The sequence below is a fragment of the Acinetobacter sp. UBA6720 genome, from assembly GCF_002454215.1.
GTDB lineage: Bacteria > Pseudomonadota > Gammaproteobacteria > Pseudomonadales > Moraxellaceae > Acinetobacter.
In genome coordinates, this window is record NZ_DKIK01000089.1 from 99973 (window position 1) to 119797 (window position 19825).

General features: G+C 38.9%; 20 protein-coding genes. 11 read left to right on the plus strand and 9 right to left on the minus strand.

The window, feature by feature from the left end; genetic code table 11:
• On the minus strand, window positions 1-900 hold a 900-nt coding region (locus tag B4F08_RS08195; RefSeq protein ID WP_291374092.1), incomplete at its 3' end, for a M24 family metallopeptidase.
• A gap of 195 nt (window positions 901-1095) precedes the next feature.
• Between B4F08_RS08195 and B4F08_RS08200 the strand changes: the two genes are divergently transcribed.
• On the plus strand, window positions 1096-1716 hold the full coding sequence (locus B4F08_RS08200; protein ID WP_291374093.1) for a TetR/AcrR family transcriptional regulator: 621 nt from the start codon (window positions 1096-1098) through the stop codon (window positions 1714-1716).
• A gap of 100 nt (window positions 1717-1816) precedes the next feature.
• On the opposite strand, the gene B4F08_RS08205 is transcribed toward B4F08_RS08200, so the two are convergent.
• Complete coding sequence (locus tag B4F08_RS08205; protein WP_291374094.1) at window positions 1817-2677, minus strand: patatin-like phospholipase family protein; 861 nt, start codon at window positions 2675-2677, stop codon at window positions 1817-1819.
• A 417-nt stretch (window positions 2678-3094) separates the two neighbouring features.
• On the opposite strand from B4F08_RS08205, the gene B4F08_RS08210 reads away from it, so the two are divergent.
• From B4F08_RS08210 to B4F08_RS08230, 5 genes are all read left to right on the plus strand, one after another.
• Window positions 3095-3991, plus strand: coding sequence for a bile acid:sodium symporter family protein (locus B4F08_RS08210; RefSeq protein WP_291374095.1), 897 nt, complete (start codon window positions 3095-3097; stop codon window positions 3989-3991).
• Window positions 3992-3993: 2 nt separating this feature from the next.
• Window positions 3994-5037 (plus strand): helix-turn-helix transcriptional regulator, encoded by a 1044-nt coding sequence (locus tag B4F08_RS08215; RefSeq protein ID WP_291374096.1) that lies wholly within the window; start codon window positions 3994-3996, stop codon window positions 5035-5037.
• 88 nt (window positions 5038-5125) lie between these two features.
• On the plus strand, window positions 5126-6316 hold the full coding sequence (locus B4F08_RS08220) for an OmpP1/FadL family transporter (protein WP_291374097.1): 1191 nt from the start codon (window positions 5126-5128) through the stop codon (window positions 6314-6316).
• Window positions 6317-6326: 10 nt separating this feature from the next.
• Window positions 6327-6893, plus strand: a complete 567-nt coding sequence (locus B4F08_RS08225) for a carboxymuconolactone decarboxylase family protein (protein WP_291374098.1) — start codon at window positions 6327-6329, stop codon at window positions 6891-6893.
• Window positions 6894-7122: 229 nt separating this feature from the next.
• A complete protein-coding gene (locus tag B4F08_RS08230; RefSeq protein WP_291374099.1) occupies window positions 7123-7557 on the plus strand; it encodes a DUF2147 domain-containing protein in 435 nt (144 codons plus the stop codon).
• 271 nt (window positions 7558-7828) lie between these two features.
• On the opposite strand, the gene B4F08_RS08235 is transcribed toward B4F08_RS08230, so the two are convergent.
• Window positions 7829-8317 carry a hypothetical protein gene (locus tag B4F08_RS08235; RefSeq protein WP_291374100.1) on the minus strand — a complete coding sequence of 163 codons (489 nt, stop codon included), beginning with the start codon at window positions 8315-8317 and terminating at the stop codon, window positions 7829-7831.
• Between the two features lie 495 nt (window positions 8318-8812).
• Entirely contained in the window at window positions 8813-9682 is an 870-nt protein-coding gene (locus B4F08_RS08240; protein WP_291374101.1) for a LysR family transcriptional regulator, read from the minus strand.
• A 182-nt stretch (window positions 9683-9864) separates the two neighbouring features.
• On the opposite strand from B4F08_RS08240, the gene B4F08_RS08245 reads away from it, so the two are divergent.
• The 3 genes from B4F08_RS08245 to B4F08_RS08255 are packed head-to-tail and all read left to right on the plus strand — an operon-like array spanning window position 9865 to window position 11637.
• Complete coding sequence (locus tag B4F08_RS08245; protein WP_086210497.1) at window positions 9865-10575, plus strand: AzlC family ABC transporter permease; 711 nt, start codon at window positions 9865-9867, stop codon at window positions 10573-10575.
• Window positions 10572-10883, plus strand: a complete 312-nt coding sequence (locus B4F08_RS08250) for an AzlD family protein (RefSeq protein WP_110975074.1) — start codon at window positions 10572-10574, stop codon at window positions 10881-10883. Before B4F08_RS08245 ends, B4F08_RS08250 begins: the two co-directional genes overlap by 4 nt.
• A gap of 34 nt (window positions 10884-10917) precedes the next feature.
• Window positions 10918-11637 carry an alpha/beta fold hydrolase gene (locus B4F08_RS08255; RefSeq protein ID WP_291374102.1) on the plus strand — a complete coding sequence of 240 codons (720 nt, stop codon included), beginning with the start codon at window positions 10918-10920 and terminating at the stop codon, window positions 11635-11637.
• Window positions 11638-11754: 117 nt separating this feature from the next.
• On the opposite strand, the gene B4F08_RS08260 is transcribed toward B4F08_RS08255, so the two are convergent.
• Window positions 11755-13884 carry a TonB-dependent siderophore receptor gene (locus B4F08_RS08260; protein ID WP_291374103.1) on the minus strand — a complete coding sequence of 710 codons (2130 nt, stop codon included), beginning with the start codon at window positions 13882-13884 and terminating at the stop codon, window positions 11755-11757.
• Between the two features lie 420 nt (window positions 13885-14304).
• On the opposite strand from B4F08_RS08260, the gene B4F08_RS08265 reads away from it, so the two are divergent.
• Window positions 14305-16398: a TonB-dependent siderophore receptor gene (locus B4F08_RS08265; protein ID WP_291374104.1), complete on the plus strand. Its 2094-nt coding sequence runs from the start codon at window positions 14305-14307 to the stop codon at window positions 16396-16398.
• 85 nt (window positions 16399-16483) lie between these two features.
• On the opposite strand, the gene B4F08_RS08270 is transcribed toward B4F08_RS08265, so the two are convergent.
• From B4F08_RS08270 to B4F08_RS08280, 3 genes are all read right to left on the minus strand, one after another.
• Window positions 16484-17224 (minus strand): SDR family NAD(P)-dependent oxidoreductase, encoded by a 741-nt coding sequence (locus B4F08_RS08270; protein ID WP_291374105.1) that lies wholly within the window; start codon window positions 17222-17224, stop codon window positions 16484-16486.
• A gap of 18 nt (window positions 17225-17242) precedes the next feature.
• On the minus strand, window positions 17243-17527 hold the full coding sequence (locus B4F08_RS08275; RefSeq protein WP_291374106.1) for a YciI family protein: 285 nt from the start codon (window positions 17525-17527) through the stop codon (window positions 17243-17245).
• A gap of 93 nt (window positions 17528-17620) precedes the next feature.
• The gene (locus B4F08_RS08280) at window positions 17621-18178 is read right to left on the minus strand and encodes an NAD(P)H-dependent oxidoreductase (RefSeq protein ID WP_291374107.1); all 558 of its coding nucleotides are present in this window, start codon (window positions 18176-18178) and stop codon (window positions 17621-17623) included.
• Window positions 18179-18360: 182 nt separating this feature from the next.
• On the opposite strand from B4F08_RS08280, the gene B4F08_RS08285 reads away from it, so the two are divergent.
• Window positions 18361-19260 carry a LysR family transcriptional regulator gene (locus B4F08_RS08285; protein ID WP_291374108.1) on the plus strand — a complete coding sequence of 300 codons (900 nt, stop codon included), beginning with the start codon at window positions 18361-18363 and terminating at the stop codon, window positions 19258-19260.
• A gap of 52 nt (window positions 19261-19312) precedes the next feature.
• Here B4F08_RS08285 and B4F08_RS08290 read toward each other — a convergent pair whose 3' ends face one another.
• Entirely contained in the window at window positions 19313-19732 is a 420-nt protein-coding gene (locus B4F08_RS08290; RefSeq protein ID WP_151706873.1) for a MerR family transcriptional regulator, read from the minus strand.
• Window positions 19733-19825 lie beyond the last annotated feature (93 nt).

Below are 19825 nucleotides of genomic sequence, written 5' to 3' on the forward strand. Positions count from 1 at the left end.
CTGCTTAACGACGTGATTGTTCGAGTGTAGATGCGGTACATCATCATCTAACCAACGTGCACCCTGATGATCGACCACTAAAATTTCTTCAAACTTAGCGCCTGCACCTGACCAACCGATATGTGGCTCAATTGCCCATAAGCCGATTTTTGAGCCTACATTTTCAGGGGATAAAGCAGCATTGAATCCAGTTTTTAAAAATTTCAAATTGGTTTCAACTGAAAACCAGCCCATAGAACCGACTTGAATACGCTTGGCTTTAGCTGCTTGTTTTTTTATCTTGAATACACGATGCCCTAATACGCAGAATGGATATTTCGCATGGATATTGTCATAGCCTTCATCTGCAATTTTGCGATCAACTGCCGCCCAAATTTCTTTTGGTGTCATGCTAGATTCAAACATACGAGGCAAATCTGCTCGCAAATTCAATAGAAAATCTTGTGCCTGTTTTAATTCTTCATGCCGTTCTAAGCTCGTGGTATAGCCGACGTCAGCGGTGTAACCATTCACCACAGGTGAAACATCTAAAATCACCACATCGCCCTGCTTCAACTGCTTATCACTAGGATGATATTCACCATAGCCTTGATAAGGATCAAAACGAGTATGCTCGCCAAACCAAGCAAAAGGTCGATGAATATAACGGTCACAGCCAGCGGCTTTTAGATACTGATCGAGCAAATCAGCTGCTTCGATTTCAGTCATTCCATGATGCAGTTTTTTCCCAACTTCGGTCACACAGTCATATGCGATACGTTGTGCTTTACGAAAACCGTCTTGCGCATCTTTCAACAAGACATCATCGGTATTTGGGGTGAGCTTCGATCCTTGCTCTGACACAAAGCGATAGAGTTTTTCTAATACACCTTGCGGTTTTTGTTTGTATCCAATTGCCATTTTTCACCTACCTCATGTCTTGTGAAACTCATTAAAGCAATAAAACTTGCATTAAATATAACAAAATATCTTGTTAATGCAAGTGCACTTGCGTTAATTTATTTCGTACCAGATTCATAATGAATACGGAAAATGAGGATTTTTGCTTTAAGATATTGAACTTATAGAGCAAACCATGCTGGAAAATTATTTGTAATGACTGAATCAAAGAAAGAAACTGAGCAACCTGAAGTGAAACGCCGTACAGGAGGACGTAGTGCCCGAGTCAGAAATACAGTATTGGAAAAAGCGTTATTAGAGCTCAGCGAAAATGGATATTTGGCGTTTAGCATTGCTGCTGTGGCAAAACGTGCTGAAGTACATGAAACTACGATTTATCGCCGCTGGCCGACACGTGAAGAATTAATTTTGGATACGATTTCCGAGTTTGCAAACTCACAATTGACAACAATTGACTCAGGAAGTTTGGTCAAAGATTTAGAACACAATATGCGTTCCATCGTGCAGCTCATTCAAACACCGATTGGAAGTACACTGATTTTTCTTGGATTTACAGCCCATACTGTTCCTGAGTTTAAAGCACTCAATCTTCAACTTTGGGAAGATAGGATCCGCATTGGTCAAAGTATTTTTGAACATGCGATAGAACGTGGTGAATGGCCAAAAAAATATGATCAATATCGCGTTTTTTCAGAGGTCGTTGGACCTCTACTGACCCATTATTTTTTATTACAGCGACCAATCAGTGATGAAATGATTCAGCAGCGTGTACAGTCGATTTTACGTGATCGTGATTTATTTGAAATCCTAGATTAATATTTAAATCAAACACCACAAGCATTTAATATTAATCATACTAATTCAACCTAAGTATGAGTAGTAGGTTATAGAGAAAGCGACGTGTAATGCTGTCTGCCTACATACGATTTTTCCATTGCGCCATTGCTTGCTGACCTGCTTTTAATCCAAGCGCATAACCATGTTCCAAATGTACGGCACTTCGCCCAAATAGACTTGCTTTGTATGCCTTTGGTGGACATATTTCTAGGATTTCCACACCCAATGGCGGATTTCGCATGAGTGCAAGAGTTTGATTATAGCGAGTGGTACGTTGTGCGAAAGTCGCTTTGAGTGCTGGGCTTTTTCGTAAAGCATAGGCAGCCACGAGATGTGTGATGGGATTCCATGTTTTCTGATAATGCTGATGTCGAGATCGAATCACCATAATTCGCTGAGCACCTTGTGCAATCGCTGCTTGTACTGGAAGTGAATCCGCAATACTCCCATCAACCATCGGCTGAGTATCAATCAAAGGAAAATTTCGATAAACCATTGGAATAGCACAGGACGCTTTTACCAAATCAATAAAATTTTCAGGGGTTGGTTGCATATATACCGCAGTCCCCGTTGCAACAGAGGTTAAGCCAATGAAAAACTGTGACTTTCGCTCAAAAATCGTATCATAATCAAGTGGTAACTCTTTGAGTGTAATCTCCCATAGCCAATCCAAATCCATCAGATGACCACCACTTAGAAAGCGAACAATAGATATACTTTGTGGTCGCCGTGCATAATCAGAAAAAACTGCTGACATTCGTCCTAATTTTCCTGATAAATAACTGGCAATAACACCCGATCCTGAAGAAACACCGATATAAATTTCAAAGGGATAGAAGTTATTTTCAATAAAAGCATCTAGCACACCTGCTGAAAATATCCCACGTAAACCACCGCCTTCTACGATCAGTGCAGTAGGCACCTTGTCGACATTACTCATATCTCCAACCATTTAAAGCAACAAAACTTGCATTAAATATAGCACAACCTATTGCTAACGCAATTAAACTTGCGTTAATGTATTTAATACTGAATTCACAATCAAAAATTCAGCAACAGATTTGGAAAGAAAAATGGGTACTGCTCAATACATTTGTGGATAAGTCATTCACTGAGATGAATAGCGAGAAACTTACAAACCGTATTTATTTTTCTTCTTTTTTGGTGCTTTGCCTAAACATTAATTTTGATTGCAAAGCACTATTCAGCATGAAGTGATTCAGCAAGGCGTACAATCTATTATTCGTCCAATTACTTACCATCGAAATGAGTAAAATCGAATAATCACGAAAACAGTCGATCATGACCGTTCAACTCACAAGGATTGCGTTTGCTGTATCCCAGTTAGGATAAACGCATGGGACAGCTCAGTATTATTACCGTTCTTTTGCCAGCAGCATTGGCAATTATTATGGTCGGCTTAGGCTTAGAATTAACACCTAAAGACTTTTTACGTGTCAGCAAACATCCTAAAGCCATTTTAGTGGCTTTATTTTGTCAATTGGTACTCTTGGTTGGCATCGCCTTTACCATTTGTCATGTATTAAAACTCCCCCCATTGCTAGCGATTGGTTTAATGCTACTTTCTGCGACACCTGGTGGGCCAACAGCGAATCTATATAGCCATTTATTCAAAGGTGATGTTGCACTTAATATTTCTTTAACAGCCATCAACTCAGTTTTGGCTGCCTTTACACTGCCTTTGATTGCCAATTTTGCGATTACATTCTTTTCAGAGAATCATCAAGTACTGGGCTTACAATTCAGTAAAATCATCCAAGTGTTTCTGATTATTATTGTGCCTGTCCTCATTGGTATGTGCATTCGACACCTTTCTCCCAATATTGCGCACAAATTAGAAAAACCTGTAAAAATTTTCTCAGTGATTTTCCTGATCTTGATCATCTCTGGTGCGATTTTCTTAGAGCGTCAAAACCTTGCTAATTATCTAGAACAAGTCGGTATTGCCAGTGCTTTATTTTGTTTTTCTAGTTTGGCTGTGGGTTATTTTGTCCCTCGTTTGTTTAAGATTAATAGCTACCAAGCCCGTGCTTGCGCCTTTGAAATTGGCTTACATAACAGCACTTTGGCAATGACAATTGCGCTAACTGTGCTGATGAATACCACCATTGCAATGCCTGCGGCAGTGTATTCACTGTTTATGTATGTATTTTCTTTTATTTTTGGTCTACTCATTCAACGCTTAGAACCTCTCAGCCATGAACACCGTTTAGTTCAATCAGAAGAGGTCTAAAGATGCACATTGATTTTCATGAATCGTTCTTACCGAGTTATATTCCTCGGGCGATCGTAGAGTTGTGTCTGCAAGAGCATATTTCTGAAGATGTGATTTTTGCGCAATTAGAACTGTGTATTCAGCAATTACGTGATCCTCATTTTAAATTGACCTATTCAGAAATGAGTATTTTGGTGGGAAATTGCCTCTCAGCACTTGATTTGAATCAATTGTCCATCAAAGTCGGACAGCATATTCAATTACAGGATTTAGGCCTCGTTGGTCAACTATTACAGCACTGTCCAACACTCAAGGATGCACTCTATGTATTGGAAAGATATAGCGTGCTAATTGATCCTGCATTATGGTTTAAGGTTGAAAAGGATCAAGATTATTTTGTGATTCGCTATCGTAAAATGATCCCTCTAGGGGACATTTATCAATATAGTCAGGAAGTCATCAGCATCTTACTCATTCGACTGCTTAGCCAATTGTTTGATATTGAGAACTTACAGCTCCATTTTGAGTTTTCAATACCGAGCCATGCCAAACAACTCCATTTTCTACCCTGTTCAATTTCATGGAATCAACCTGAAACACAACTTATTATCCATGATCCTAAACATAGCTCAAACATTGGACAAGCTGTAAGTTCTAATAGCTCATCTGAATTTTTGCAATTAAAACAACAGGCAGAATCACAATTTAAAGATTTTTTTAGGGTTAAAAAATATTGGATATTTAGAGTGCTCAGTTTGATTCATAGCCATCTTCATCAACCGTTAAAAGCTGAAGATCTCGCAGCATTGTTATTTACCTCACGCAGTACTTTTTTTAGAAAGTTGCATGTCTATCACACCAACTATGAAGATCTGATTCAGCAAGTGCGTATGGACTTTGCCAGTAAATATCTTCTACAAAACAAAGGGACTGTAAGCCACTTGGCTTATACCCTCGGTTTTAGTCATCCTTCTAACTTTATTAAGTCTTTTCAAGATTACTTCGGTATGCCCCCTAAACAATGGCAAAGCACCCAATTTGAGACGATAGCACTATTGCATTGAGACGCTAGCACCACCTCTCTCAAATCAGAACACCTTAGACTGATCACTTGTCTTGAGGAGCAAGACCTAAGAAGTTAAGGAATTCGACATGAAAAAAACTGCTCTCGTTTATCATATTCTCGCAAGTGCTGGCCTCAGTATTTTACCTTTTAGTCTAGCCACAGCAGCAGGATTGGAACGAACCACACAATCTGTTGCCGCTTTTCTGCAACCCAATAATTATTTTGAAGCAGGGATATCTGTTTTATCACCAACAGCAGAAGGTCAAGTTAGCCCTAACTTCCCTGTTGGTGCAAATGCGGAAATCTCAAACATTGGTAAAAGCTACAATGCACCCTTTGCTGGGTTGAAACTTCAACTCACAGATCATCTAGCATTTGGTCTGCTTTATGATCAGCCTTTTGGAACAGATTCAGAGTATCCAGTACAGCAAGCACCTGTATTTAGCCTCAATGGTGAAGCTACACAGGCAGAAGTCAGTACAGAAAATCTCACGATGTTACTTGGTTATAAACTCAATGACCGCTTTCAAATCTATGCAGGCCCTGCGTATCAGACCGTTTCGGCATCAGCAAAACTACGCGGTTATGCCAATGGTGGCCCCGCAGCATTTGGTTTGTACAACATTGAAGTCAATGACAGTAATGGTGTTGGCTGGGTGACTGGTTTGAGTTATGAAATCCCAGAAATTGCCCTCAAAACATCTCTAACCTATCGTTCTAAAATCGAACATGATTTGGATATTAAAGAGACTCGTGCAAGTGCCGTTTTGTCTGACCTACCCAATACGGGCAAAACAACCATCGAAACCCCTCAATCTGTCAATTTAGACCTTCAAACAGGAATCGCACACAATACCCTAGCATTTACCCAACTACGCTGGGTTAATTGGAAAGATTTTACCATTCAACCATATTGGTTTGGAAAACTGAGTAATGGTCTAAATCTGCTGGAATATCCAGAAGATCAATATTCTGTAACTGTCGGGGTTGCTCGAAAACTGCATGAGAAATTTGTAGGTAGCGTTTCTTTAGGCTGGGACAGTGGTACGGGTGAACCTGTATCTATGCTTGGCCCTGTGGATGGTTACTGGAATGTCGGACTCGGTGCAAAATTCAGCCCTGCTAGCAATTACGACATCAGCTTAGGAGTTCGTTACTTTATGTTCGGTGATGGCAAAATCCAATCTGCTAGCCAAAAAGGTACTGACAACTATATTGCTGAATTTAAAGACAGCACTGCATGGGCCTATGCATTAAAAATTGCCTATAAATTTTAAGGAGTAAACGATGAATGCTTTAAACATTACCCCACCAAAATGGAAAAATGAGCAAGTTCGAATTGCACCATTATCCCTTTCTCAGTCCAATCTCACGCAGAAGGTTTTTCTTAAAGTCACGCAATATGGCGCAAAGTCTGAAGTACCACTGAATGTGTTTGGCGTATTGGCTCGTTTAGATAAACTATTTCCCAATTATCTTTTTTTTATGAAAAGTATTTTATTTAAAGGAAATATTGGTCGCGTTGATAAAGAGCTAATTATCCTTAGAATTGCTTGGAAACTACAGTGTTCTTATGAATGGAAACACCATACCCATTTTGCAGCAGAACTCGGTATTGAAAATCATATTGTTGAGTCTATTACGCTAGATCATTCTAAATTATGGGATGACAAACTCGCTACGATGATCAACAGTGTAGATGCTTTACTCACGGATAAAACTTTAAATAACACACAATTTCAGCAGCTCAAAAAATACTTTAATGATGACCAAGTTGTTGAATTTTGTATGTTGGTTGGTCATTACGTCATGGTAGCAATGACCATTAATACCTGTGGTGTTCAGCCTGAGTAAACTTGGTTTTTCTGGCGAACATATAGACTCTTGTAAGTAATTGACTGCTTGCAAAAACAGCATTTTAGCGCCTTAACTGCTCGCTTTCGTAAAAGGTCTATAAATATTATGTGTATATGAAAAACCGAATTTGGCGTGTTTCGAATATATCTTGTCATTTTTGGATGAATGGCCTTGTTATTGGATTGGATATGCTACACGGACTGATTCAATTTCGAGGCATAAGTTTATGAAAAAAGCGCTCATCTTTACCTTTACGACGTTAGTTACAACATTTACATGGTCCGCTGATTTAAATGGGACAAAGTGGAAAGCGATCAATGATAAAACAGGAAAGCCACTGAATATTATCCAATTCAGTAAAGGAAAAGATGGAACTTACTCAGGCCGAGTTGCTGAAGTTTTACAAACACAAAATGTGAATTCATGTGTAACCTGTGGCGGTGAACTCAAAGGGAAAAAACTACAAGGTGTGGCTTTGATCAAAAATCTAAAGCATATTTCAAACAATACCTTTGAAGGAGGTTCTGTGATTGACCCTGATTCAGGGCGGACTTATCAATTGAATGTAGAGATAATGCCAGATGGTCAAAAATTAAAATTACGAGGTTATCTTTTAAACCCACTTTTAGGTGGCACACAAATATGGATTCGTGCTGAATAGAACGTTGCGTATAAAAATTAAGGCTTTTGCTGATATTTTACTCAATTTTTCAAATATCACAGAAACTTTTATTTTTGAGTATAAAAATTATAGGAATACACATACTCTAATTCAATGAAACTGCACATTAAAATGGCTATCAAAAGCGTACATCAGAAAATAAAAGCAAGAATCAGATTACTTTTGCTTTTATTTCCCTCCATTGAATACTTATTTTTGAACAACACCTTTATAAAAGTCATCAATGACTTCGACGTTAAATTAGAGAATTCTAATTTATCTTACATATTTTACTGTCACCGCCATACATCTGATTTGCTAAAGTTGACTCATATTTATATTCAACAAAGGCTTTCGAGATAAGTTCTTTACCATCCAATCGAACAATTTTATATTTGCCACATAAACCAATATTAGATTTAGTTAATTTATCACTAATCACATAAATATCTAAATAAACTATAGATTTTGTTTCATCTTTAAATTTTCTTATGAGCTGTTTAGTATCCAAATTTTCATTCTCTGAACGAAGCCTAGAACCATCAATTTGAATTTCCTCTACTTTATCTTTGAATAAATTAATATTTTTTTCATCTGCCTTGGTTACATATACCCCATTATTTAAATAGCTTTCTATGCGTTGTTTTAATGCAAACATATTATTTGTTACATTTTCAGTAACCTTATCTCCCGCTTGAACTTGAGAAATAATTAATGTCATCAAAACCGTTGTACATAATCTTTTTAGGCCTAATTGCATGTTAGCTCCAAAATGTAAGAGTTTGATGGCGGATTGGGCTGAGTTTTTTGACCAATAAACACAGCATAAAAATAATCCTTCTGCTTTAGAGACAGAGGTATCAACTAATTGATTAATAATTAGAAAAAGTTATAGACTAGCATAATAATCATATTATAGTGAAACCGCTTAATTTTCCATACAAATACTAAAAAGCAACTTGAAAAGTATATCTATCGAATCAACCAACCATTCTCTTCTTTTTTCTTCACCCACTCCCACATTTTCCAATAGGATTCAGATCGGGACTATAAGTGAGAAGCCAAAGTATTTGATGTCCATGTCGGATGAATAAGTCCTGTATATCCTGCAGTTATTGCTTTTAACTCAAGTGGATACTAAAACCCAACATCATGAATATATATAGGGATCTGTATACACTCAAAATATTGAAAACACACATAGACATTTAACCTATTCATATACTTTTTTCTTTCAAATATAATGTCAGACTTTTTAATAGGCCGTTGATTGTCGCAAGGTTTTAATTAACAGCTCATAAAGGTGATCTACGGCTTTAGAGCCCTGTGAGATACGACTACGATAGACCGATACTTCCATCGGCTCCAAAGGCCCTAAACCCTGTTCCGCACCTAAAATATCTAAATGAGATGGCACGCTACATTTGGTCAAGACAGCGACAGCCAAACCACTTTCAACAGCAGCGATCTGCCCAACTAAGCTAGAACTGTGATAAACCACCTTATAACGACGTCCCTGTAAAGCGAGTGAATGAATTGCACTGTGTTTAGCTAGACTAGCACTTTCATAAACAGCTATAGGTAGCGGGTCATTTTTCCAAATATCAAATTGTGGTGAGCCGACCCAGACCATTGGTTCGTGGAACAGCAAAGTACCCTGCCGAGGATCATCACGAGAAATCAAGGCTAAATCCAAGTCTCCACTATCCACACGCGGAATCAAGGAAGTGGATTGTTCACAATAGAGTTCGATTTCAACGCCTCCATAACGTGGTGCAAAGCGCTTTAATACAGGTGTGAGATATTGCGCAGCATAATCATCAGGGACCCCCAGTCGAATTCGCCCCACTAACTCATCTTTATGAAAAGCTTGTTGCGTTTCATAATGTAAATCCAAAATCCGTCTTGCATAACCTAAAAGAAGCTGCCCTTCTGCGGTCAATTCAATCTGTCGATGGGACCTGATGAGAAGTTGACACTGTAGCGCATCTTCTAGTTTTTTGAGCTGCATACTTACCGCCGACTGTGAACGATAAAGCTCAGGAGCGGCATGAGACAACGTTCCCATATCAACCACTGTGACAAAGCACTTTAACCAGTCAATCTGCAAATCTTTTAAGTTCAAGACCGCCCCACCTATTCGATTTTCAAATAGTATACTTAAGTTTTATGCGTTTTTCTTTTTCTCTTTCTAAGTGCATAATTTACAACAGATCAAGTCTTACAAAGTATCAAGTTGTATTGATGCCACTCTGCGACTCACGCCCTAACTTGAGACATACGACTGATAATGAAAAGGAAATAGCTTTGTCTAATACAACCCAAGAGATATATAGCCTCAACACTTCAGATGTTTGGTCTGGCTTTAAAAGCTTATTGCCTATTTCACTTTTCGTTGTGATTTTTGGTGCAGCCTTTGGATTGGCCTCGACACATACAGGTTTAAGTAACGATTCCAGTATGTTAATGAGCGCCTTGGTTTTTGCAGGCGCTTCCCAATTTGCAACTTTGGAATTATGGGGCGAACAAATATCATTGTTTCCGTTGATGATTACCGTTTTCTTTATTAATGCACGTCATCTTTTAATGGGGGCTTCTCTTTACCCGTGGTTACGCCATCTTTCTCCAATGAAAAGATACGGTGTTCTGCTTGTGATCTCGGATGCAAACTGGGCTTTATCTTTACAAGCCTTTAGCCGAGGTCAATCTGGTTTTGGATTGTTATTTGGCGGAGGTTTAGCACTTTGGGTCGCATGGATTATAGGTACATGGCTTGGCTTGTATTTTGGGCATAGCATTCAAAATCCAAATGCTTTTGGGCTTGATATGGTTATGTCTTGCTTCTTATTGGCAATGGTTGTAGGTGGAAAAAAAGATCTACGTATGGTGTTGATTTGGGCTGCATCTGCTTGTATTTCACTATTGGCTTATTGGTATTTGCCGAAAAATAGTCATGTGGTCATCGGCGCACTTGCAGGTGGTGTTATTGGTTTGCTTTGGAAAGAGAAAAAAATATGAATATAGAGCTAAGTACAGCATATCCGTTGACCATCATCGCAATTATGGCCCTCGTCACACTGGTTACACGTTGGGGTGGCGTATTTATTATGTCTTATGTCCCCATCACTGATACTGCTCAACGGTTTATTACTGCAATGTCAGGCTCTGTACTGGTCGCACTTTTAGCTCCGATTGCTGTTGAGGGCGATAATGGCGCGCGATTGGCCTTATTAACGACACTTGTCGTGATGTTGGTGGTGAAAAAGCCATTGCTTGCAATTGCCTCTGGCATCATCGCCGCAGCGTTATTTCGTCAATATATCTAGTGGTTTTAAAACATCCTCAGAAATGAATAAGCCAATGATAAAACAATCTTTAGCTGTAGTTTTGATTTCAGGCTTTATGTTAGATCAATCTTTATGGGATGACTTTGTGCAGGAGCTGCCCTCAGAATGGCAATTGATTCGAGCCAATTTATCGCATGGAAATTCCATCCCCGAAATTGCTCAATATATGATCCGCTCTTTACCTCCAAAATTTATCTTGATCGGTTTTTCTTTAGGTGGCTATGTTGCAAGGTCTATAGTGGAGCAGTTTCCAGAGCAAGTTTCTGCATTGATTCTCATTGCATCCTCACTACGTTCTGATACAGCACAGCAAAGACAGCAGAAAATGATGGTGATTAAACTGTGTTCAAAAGAAACATTTAAAGGTTTAAGTTCAACGGCTATTCGGAAAACCTTGCACCCTTCAAATAATCACAATGATAGGCTGATACATAAGATTCAGAAAATGGGACAGCATTTAGGCTATGACACCTTTGTGAGACAGTCTCTGCTGAATAGAAATGAGCAGGATACAACAAAAATTTTGTGCCCCACTTTGATTATTTACAGTGAGCAAGACCAAATCCGTTCAGCAGATGAAGCCAACGAATTATATCAACAAATAAAGGGTTCCGACTTGGCTGTGATTGAAAATACGGGGCACATGATACCTCTGGAACAGCCCAAAGCATTGGCACAGGTTGTTTTGAAATGGCTCAATCGTGATTACCTTTCAAGTCAGTTCGAAAAATAATTGAGCTACCAATATAGAGACTGAAAAGAGCCCTTTAGTAAAGTCTAAGACAATTCATCATCAGATAAAAAAGGCATATTGTGGAATATGCCTTTTTTATTTACTTAAACGTATTTCTTAAAAATTCACAGTCCATGAAAACTGCGCTGTACGTGGTGTGCCCAGAAATAAATAATCATCCCCGAAGAAGCTTCCTGCATCGCACCAGTATTTTTTATTGAACAAGTTGTCCACGTTCAGACGCAGCATATTATCATAACCATAAGCACGGAAGTTATAAGCTGCACCTGCGTCAAATACACTATAGCCTGAAACTTTAACCGTACCCGTTTTATTGGCGTATTTACTGCTGCTGTATTGCATACCTGCAAGTAAACGTAAGCCCTCGACTTGAGGCATTTGGTAAGACACATGACTGGCAAAACGTAGCTTTGGTACATTTTGGGTCTGATGCCCTGCATATTCATTTGCTTGTACATTTTCTAAACGTGAACGGGTCAGCGCCAACGTCGATGTCATATCTAGATTCTCAGCAACACGACCTTGCAATCCCAATTCCAAACCTAAGTTGTGTTGTTCACCATCGGTGACATAATTACTAGCACTATTGGTATATTGATTGTCTTGTCTTAAATCGAATAATGCTGCTGTGAACAACATCGTTTGCCATTGCTGTTTAAGGCCCAACTCATACTGGACTGAATGTCTTGGTGCTAAGGTGGCATAAGCATTATTGGTATATGCAGGCGCTTGACTACCATCACTTAATCCTTTGGCATAAGAAGCATACAGATGAGTGTTCTGCCAAGGCTGATACATCAACGCAAGCTGTGGTAAGAAACGATTGAAGTCAGTGTCGCGAATACTGTTACCATCTGCTGCATAAGCACTTTCATTTAAATGCAAAAGCTTACCACCCAGCAAAACTGACCAAGCATCATTCAATTTGATTTGATCCAACACGTTGAGGGCTGTTTGTTGACTATCTAATGATTTGTAATGATTACCTAAGGCTTTGTCCGTAGGCGTATAGGTAATAGGATCATGATCAATATTTCCTGAACCTATCCATTCATTGATTGCATCATACTGAGTATGACGTTTGTAAGCATGTGATAACTCTAAACTCAGGCTATGTTGCCATGCTCCAGTGCTGAATTTTCCGTTCAAACCTGTTTTAAATTGATGGGTGAGATAACTGTCATCTGGGCTGCGGAAATCATAAATGTCATAGTTACCATCAGTATCAAAGGTATAGGCAAAAGCTGAGTAATCATCTACGACCACACGGCTTTGTGAAGCCGACAGATTGCTACTCCAGTTATCATTAATTTGATAACTATATTTCAGACTCGTATTTAGACTTTCATTGGTGATCGGTTTACTCCAGCTTTGATAGCCTAGCAAACGATCCCATTCCACTCCTGTCGGTATAGTTTCACCGCCCAATAGCTGATAGCCCGGTACCGAACGCTGTTTTTGACGCTGTGATTCAAGATCAAATTCGAGTTTTGAACGATCTGAAATTTTCCAGTCTAAAGCCAAGGAACCAAACAAACGTATACCGTCAGCATGTTCAACATAGGGATGAATGTCTTCATACGCTGCATTCACACGATAACCAAACTGTTGATTATCTCCAAGCCATCCACCAAAGTCTGTTGCCACACGACTACCGCCATGACTATCTGCTTCAAGAGTTAAAGATTGGACATCTTTGGGGCGTTTACTTACATAATTCACGACTCCACCTGGGGTCGACATCCCACTTTGAATCGCGCTCATGCCTTTGAGTATTTCGACTTGCTCTTTATTTTCAAGCGCTACATTTTGCTCACCACGAAGCAAATTACCGTTCAGTAAATAACTTGATCCGGCATTTAGGCTAAATCCCCGCATTACAAAGTTTGCATAGTAGCCAATCGGTGCATAGCCATCACCAACAGATGCATCGTTTTTTACTACATCGCTGAGTGTTTTCGCATGTTGATCTGCTATCAGTTCAGCAGTAACGGTGTTAATAGATGCAGGAATGGCTGCAAGGTTTTGCTGGGCAAAGCCAGACAAATTAACTTTGGGTTGATAATACGCAGCTGGTTCAGCTTGAGCAGTCGCTGTGATGATTGCGAGTTGTGCCACATCACTGTCTTCTGCCGCATGTACCCATACCGAGTTCAGCCCTAGACATGAAAATGAACCAACCGCCAATAATGCTTTTTGTAAACGAGAAAATGGATACGTTTTCACAGTAGTTGCTAACCCCAAAAAATAATATTACAGCCCAAGTTTTGCGGCTTGAGTATTCACAATTTTCTTAGAATGAACAAGCACATTATTCAACATATCTCAGCTTTTTAAATAATTTTGAAATAACCTTAAAATAAAAATCTCATACAGCTTTTAGTCTGGCCTTAAGGTCTACAAGAAATATACGACTTGACAACGTCATCTGTAATCTGAGTAAACCTGAATTTTGGCTCAGACATTAAATAAATGGCTAAGAATGAAATGAAAAATTAAACCCATTTTTTTAATTGTGTCATGATGGATATTTATTTCTATACTTTTTGATTTATTTCATTTTTTTAGAGATTAAACCAATATTGCTAACACAAACCCAACAAAATGTTATAACATAACAATACAGCATCTAAACTACGCTCCATCATGATGAATAAATTTACACTTCTTTCTTCCAGTTTATATTTAAGCCTATTAAGTTCTTTTACATGGGCTGAAACCTCTACAGAAGTACTCAAGACCATCCAATTGCAAGCCGAAACTGAAGATGAAAGCTTGCAACAAAGTACCGCAATGACTAAGTTTTCTCATGACATTTTAGACGTACCTTTCAGTCGAAGTTTGTTATCTAAAGCTCTAATTCAGCAACAAGATGTACAGCGTATTGATGACGCATTAACACAAGTAAGTGGTGTTTATAATCAAACCAATTATGGTGGCGGATTTTGGGATAACTTCTCATTCAGAGGTTTTAGTACAGACCCAAATATTGGGGCACAAATTATAAGAAATGGTCTGAGTGTCAACCGTGGGCTCAGTGCGCCGCGAGACATGGTGAATATTGAATCACTCGACTTTTTAAAAGGTCCTATGGCTGCTTTATATGGTCGCGGGGAAGCTGGCGGTTTACTCAATATCAACACCAAAAAACCGCAGTGGGAAAGCTCTTCAGAAGTTAATTTACGTGCTAACAGTTTAGAAAAATATCGTGCCAGTTTTGAACATACTAGCCCAATAAATGATGCTGTGGCTTATCGTATTGCGGTAGCACATGAAGATAATCAAAGTTTTCGTGATCATGTGCACAGTGAGCGTTGGTTTTTCTCCCCTCAACTCACATGGAAAATTTCAGATTCGACCCAATTGGACTTTGATAGCGAATTTACCCGACAAGATGGAACTTTTGATCGTGGTGTGAGCAGTTATCAAAAACAATTTGTGATGGACCCAAAAACCTTTACAGGCGAACCTGATGATGGTGATCATATTCAAAAAGATCATTTTTATCAGCTTCGACTTGCGCATCAGTTTAATGATGACTGGAAAATGCATAATGCCCTCAGCGTAAAAGATACTCAACTCAAAGGCTTTTCCAGTGAACCTCGTCGTATTCAGAGTGATGGACGGACATTAGAACGTCAACGTCGCTATCGTGACAATAAAAGTGATGATGTTCTCTTTCAAACGGAGCTACTTGGGAAAATCCAACAAGGCTGGGCACGCCATGAAGTACTTTTGAGCACTGAACTTGGGCAAATGAAGTACCGTCAATTACAACTGCGTCGAAACCACAGCAGTAGCGTGCAAAATAGCATTGATATCTATAATCCAAATTATGGGCAGTATTCGCCAGAGCTTCCTCTTTTCATTAATACCGAAGAACAGCAACGCTATTTTGCACTGAATTTACAAGATCAAATTTTTCTGAATGATCAATGGAGTGTGCTGTTCGGTGCGCGTTTTGATCACATTAGCCAAGATTTTCAAAATAAACTTGCACATACATCCAACCAACAAGACTTGCAACAAACCAGTCCACGCTTGGGGTTGAATTACCGACTGAATGATCGTTGGTCATGGTACGCCAACTACGGAAAATCCTTTGCCCTCAACAGTGGAATGGACAGAAATGGCAATGTTTTTAATCCTGAAAAAGGCAAAAGCTATGAAATTGGTGGGAAATATCAAATAAACCCACAAAGTTTAATCAGTTTAGCCCTGTTTAAAATGGATAAAGAAAATGTACTGACTACCGATCCAACAGATAGTAGTTATCAGATCACCGCTGGAGAAGTCTCTAGTAAAGGCTTAGAGTTCGATATTGAAACCCAACTGAGTGATCGACTCTCTGTCCGTGCAAATTATAGCTATACAGATGCACAAGTGGAAAAAGACCAGAGCCTTGTTAAAGGTTCGAGGTTGAGTAATGTGCCAAAACATAGTGGTTCTGTGAGTAGCAACTACGAATGGGATCTTGCCAATGCAGACAAAGTTGGAGTTGGCGCAACGGCAGTCTATGTTGGTAAACGTAGTGGACACAGTACAGATAATGGCTTCAACTTACCTGAATATACGTTACTCAACTTAAACGCTTACTATGCCCCATCAGATCAGCTACGTTATCAGCTCAATGTACATAATCTTTTAGATGAAACTTACTATGTCGCAAGCTATAGCGATATGTGGATTCAACCAGGCGATCCTTTAAATGCATCGCTCTCGGTGCAATGGAAGTTTTAAGAGCCAAAACCAGACATGAACTATGCTAGATCATGTCTGGTTTCTCAGTCATTTTTATAGATTTGAGGCCAAATAAATTGATTCACTAAGCTGTAAAACCACCATCTACAGCATACTCAGTGCCAGTCACAAAACTGGCTTCATCTGATGCTAAAAATGCAACGACCGAAGCAACATCATCAGGTTGACCAAAATACCCCAACGGAATCATTTGGCTGACTTTATCAATATGGGCCTGAGATTCTTCAAAAGATAAATCCGCTTTTTCATAAATTGGGCTATCAATTGGGCCAACTGAAACAGCATTTACTCGAATTTTTTCTACAGCCAACTCTCTTGCCAAAGACTTTGTGATTGCTGAAAGTGCTGCCTTACTGGCCGAATATAGAGCCATGTTTGCAAGTGGTCGTTGGCTGACCGAAGAGCCAATATTGATGACGCTTCCTTTAGACTCCCGCAATAAATCTAAACTTTGACGAATAAACTCCACAGGACCACGAACATTGATATGAAAAATAGCATCAAAAGATAAAATATCTAAGTTTTCGATACTTACAACGGGAGCAACACCTGCATTATTCACTAAAATATCCAAGCGACCAAAGCGGTGTTTAAGCTCAGCAATCGTGTTTGAAATGTCTTCCAAACATGCAATATCACCAACGACATAGTCAATATTTTGATGTTGACTTGTTTCAACTAAAGGCGCACGTGTTCGTCCCATAATCAAAACTTTTGCCCCTTCATTGGCTAAACGTTCAGCAATTTTTCGACCGATGCCAGAGCCTCCTCCCGTGACCAAAGCGACTTTATTCATTAGCTTCATTTTTATGTTCCATAGGTATTATTTAAAAAGATGAAAATCTTTTGCAATTTTTAATGGAGAAAACTCTTCTATTTCATAGATCGCACACCGATGTTTAACATAAGGGTCTAGTGCCACAATCCGCTCTAATTCATCTTGATTTTCAGCTTGGGCAATAATAACCCCAGCACTGTTTTTTGAGAGATTTCGACCAAAAGTCAAAAAGACTTTATTGTCAAATTGCTGATTTAAAAATTCAATGTGTTGAGCATGGTATTGCTCGCTGATCTCACCGAGATCAACAGAAACATGGATTAAATACATTTGAACCATTTCCAAAAAATTAAAGCATAAGTATCAATTTAAAGTGCTGAGTAAAATCACGCCGTAAAGACTGAATAACTGAATATTTACATCTCAATATAAGTTTTCAATTTGGCGCACTAAACGTTGTGCATGTTCCTGTGCAGCCATAGTCTGTTGCTGTAAACCTTTTTCATCGCCACGTGCAAGATAGCTAACACCTGTTGTATAGACTGGTGCTTGTAGGTCTAAATTGCATAATGCAGCAAGACTGTCGAAGGGTGCCAATAGCGTTTCAAGTGAGTGTTGCATGATTGCATTTGGCGCATAAGCAACTTCGGGAGCTCCCGTGGTAAAGGACAAGATCAATTGCTTACCGCCCAATTTCGCATTTGAGCCATGAGAAAAACCATGTAGAAAAACCTGATCTAGCCATTTTTTAAGCAGCGCTGGTAATGCATACCAATGAAATGGAAATTGCCACACAATGATGTCCGCAGCTAACAGTGCTTGTTGTTCAAGCTCAATATCGAAAACTTCATCTGGGTAAAGTTCATCTAACTTACGAATTTTTGCATGAGGGAGTGCAGTTGTTACGTGATTGAGAATGGCGGTATTCGCAACCGAATCTTGTAAATTGGGATGTCCTGAAATTACGAGTATTTTTTTCATCATATTTACCTTTAGAAAATTAAGCCCGCTGTTGAGACGCATACAATGCTTGTCTTAACCAGATTGCCACTTAAGCCCACATGGGGTTGAACATGAATGAATGGTAGTCAGAAAAATTGTGATTGATAAGGTAGGTAATTGGCACTACATTAGTATCTAAAAGTTAATAGTTGTGTATTGATATGAATGGCTCAATTTATAATTATTTGGTTGTATTCCATGCTATCGTCAACGAGGGAAGTTTAGCCGCAGCAGCGCGACAACTTGAAACTGCCCCACCTGCTGTCAGTAAGTCCTTAAAACTACTTGAGCAAACTATAGGCTTGCCCTTATTTAATCGCACCACACGTCATTTGGAGCTTACAGAAGCGGGACAACACTTGTTTCAAAACACACAAGAACCAATTAAGGCATTAACGATTGCGCTAGAAAGTGTTCAAGACTTAAAGAGTGAACCTGCTGGTATTGTGCGAATCACAACAGCTCGTTATGCCTATCTAAGTGTTTTACAGCCCTATTTAGGTGAGTTCTATCAACGATACCCACGTATTCAACTTGAAATTGCGATTAACGATGGAACTGTCAACGTTTCAAAAGAGGGCTATGATCTGGGTATTCGCTTTGGTAATAAGATTGAAGAACATGTGGTAGCACGTCAAATTTTACCCAAACAAACTCAAGGATTATTCGCATCAAAACATTATCTTGAACAGCATGGAGTTCCGCAAAACCCTGTAGATTTAAAACAACATCAGTTAATCGGCTATCGCTTTACAACAGCGAATACGCTTTCTCCATTGCTTTTACAAGAAGATGGAAAAGAAATTAGTGTTGAAATGCCTGTCTCTTTTGTTGCTAATGATATAGAAGTCAATATGGATGCAATTCGGCAAGGTATCGGTATCGGTCGAATTTTTTTAATAAATTTAAAACAACAGCCTGATCAGGAAAATTTTATTCCTGTGCTCAAGCCATATTGGAGAACATTCCCTCCTGTTTATCTCTACTATTTACAAAATAGTCAAAAGTCTAAACGTGTAAGGACGCTCATTGATTTTTTACTGGAAAAAAATACCGTATAAAAAACCGCTCTCCTTATCTGTGCTTTCGCTTTTTCATTATTTAAGTGTGCAACTAAGCTTCACTTTCAGATTCAGCATAGTATGTATTAAGTAGTCGGTGTGCATTTTCTTCACAGCTTAAGTCTTGAGGCTTATTTTGTATCGAATCAATCAGAATCAGTAAGTTCTTTTTATTTTCAGCCAACATTTTTTGCATTTTCACAATTTCTTGTACTTTGTCATTCAAGGTCTGAATCAATTTGTCATGATTCCAGTTAGCAATATTTGCAGGGATCAACGATTTGATCTCTTCTAAGGAAAAGCCAACTTGTTGTGCCTGCCTAATCAGATACAATTGTTTTAAATCTTCTTCTGAATATTGACGGTAACCATTCGATAAACGCTTAGGTTTAGGCAATAACTGAATTTGTTCATAATAGCGAATTGTAGGTGTACTCAACCCACTCAGTTTCGACAACTCACTAATATTCATACGAAATACCCTCTTTATATTCAAGTGAACTTGAAGCCTGTGATATACAAAAATCAATCATATTTAAGCATGCGGTAGAGAGCATAGAAAAAT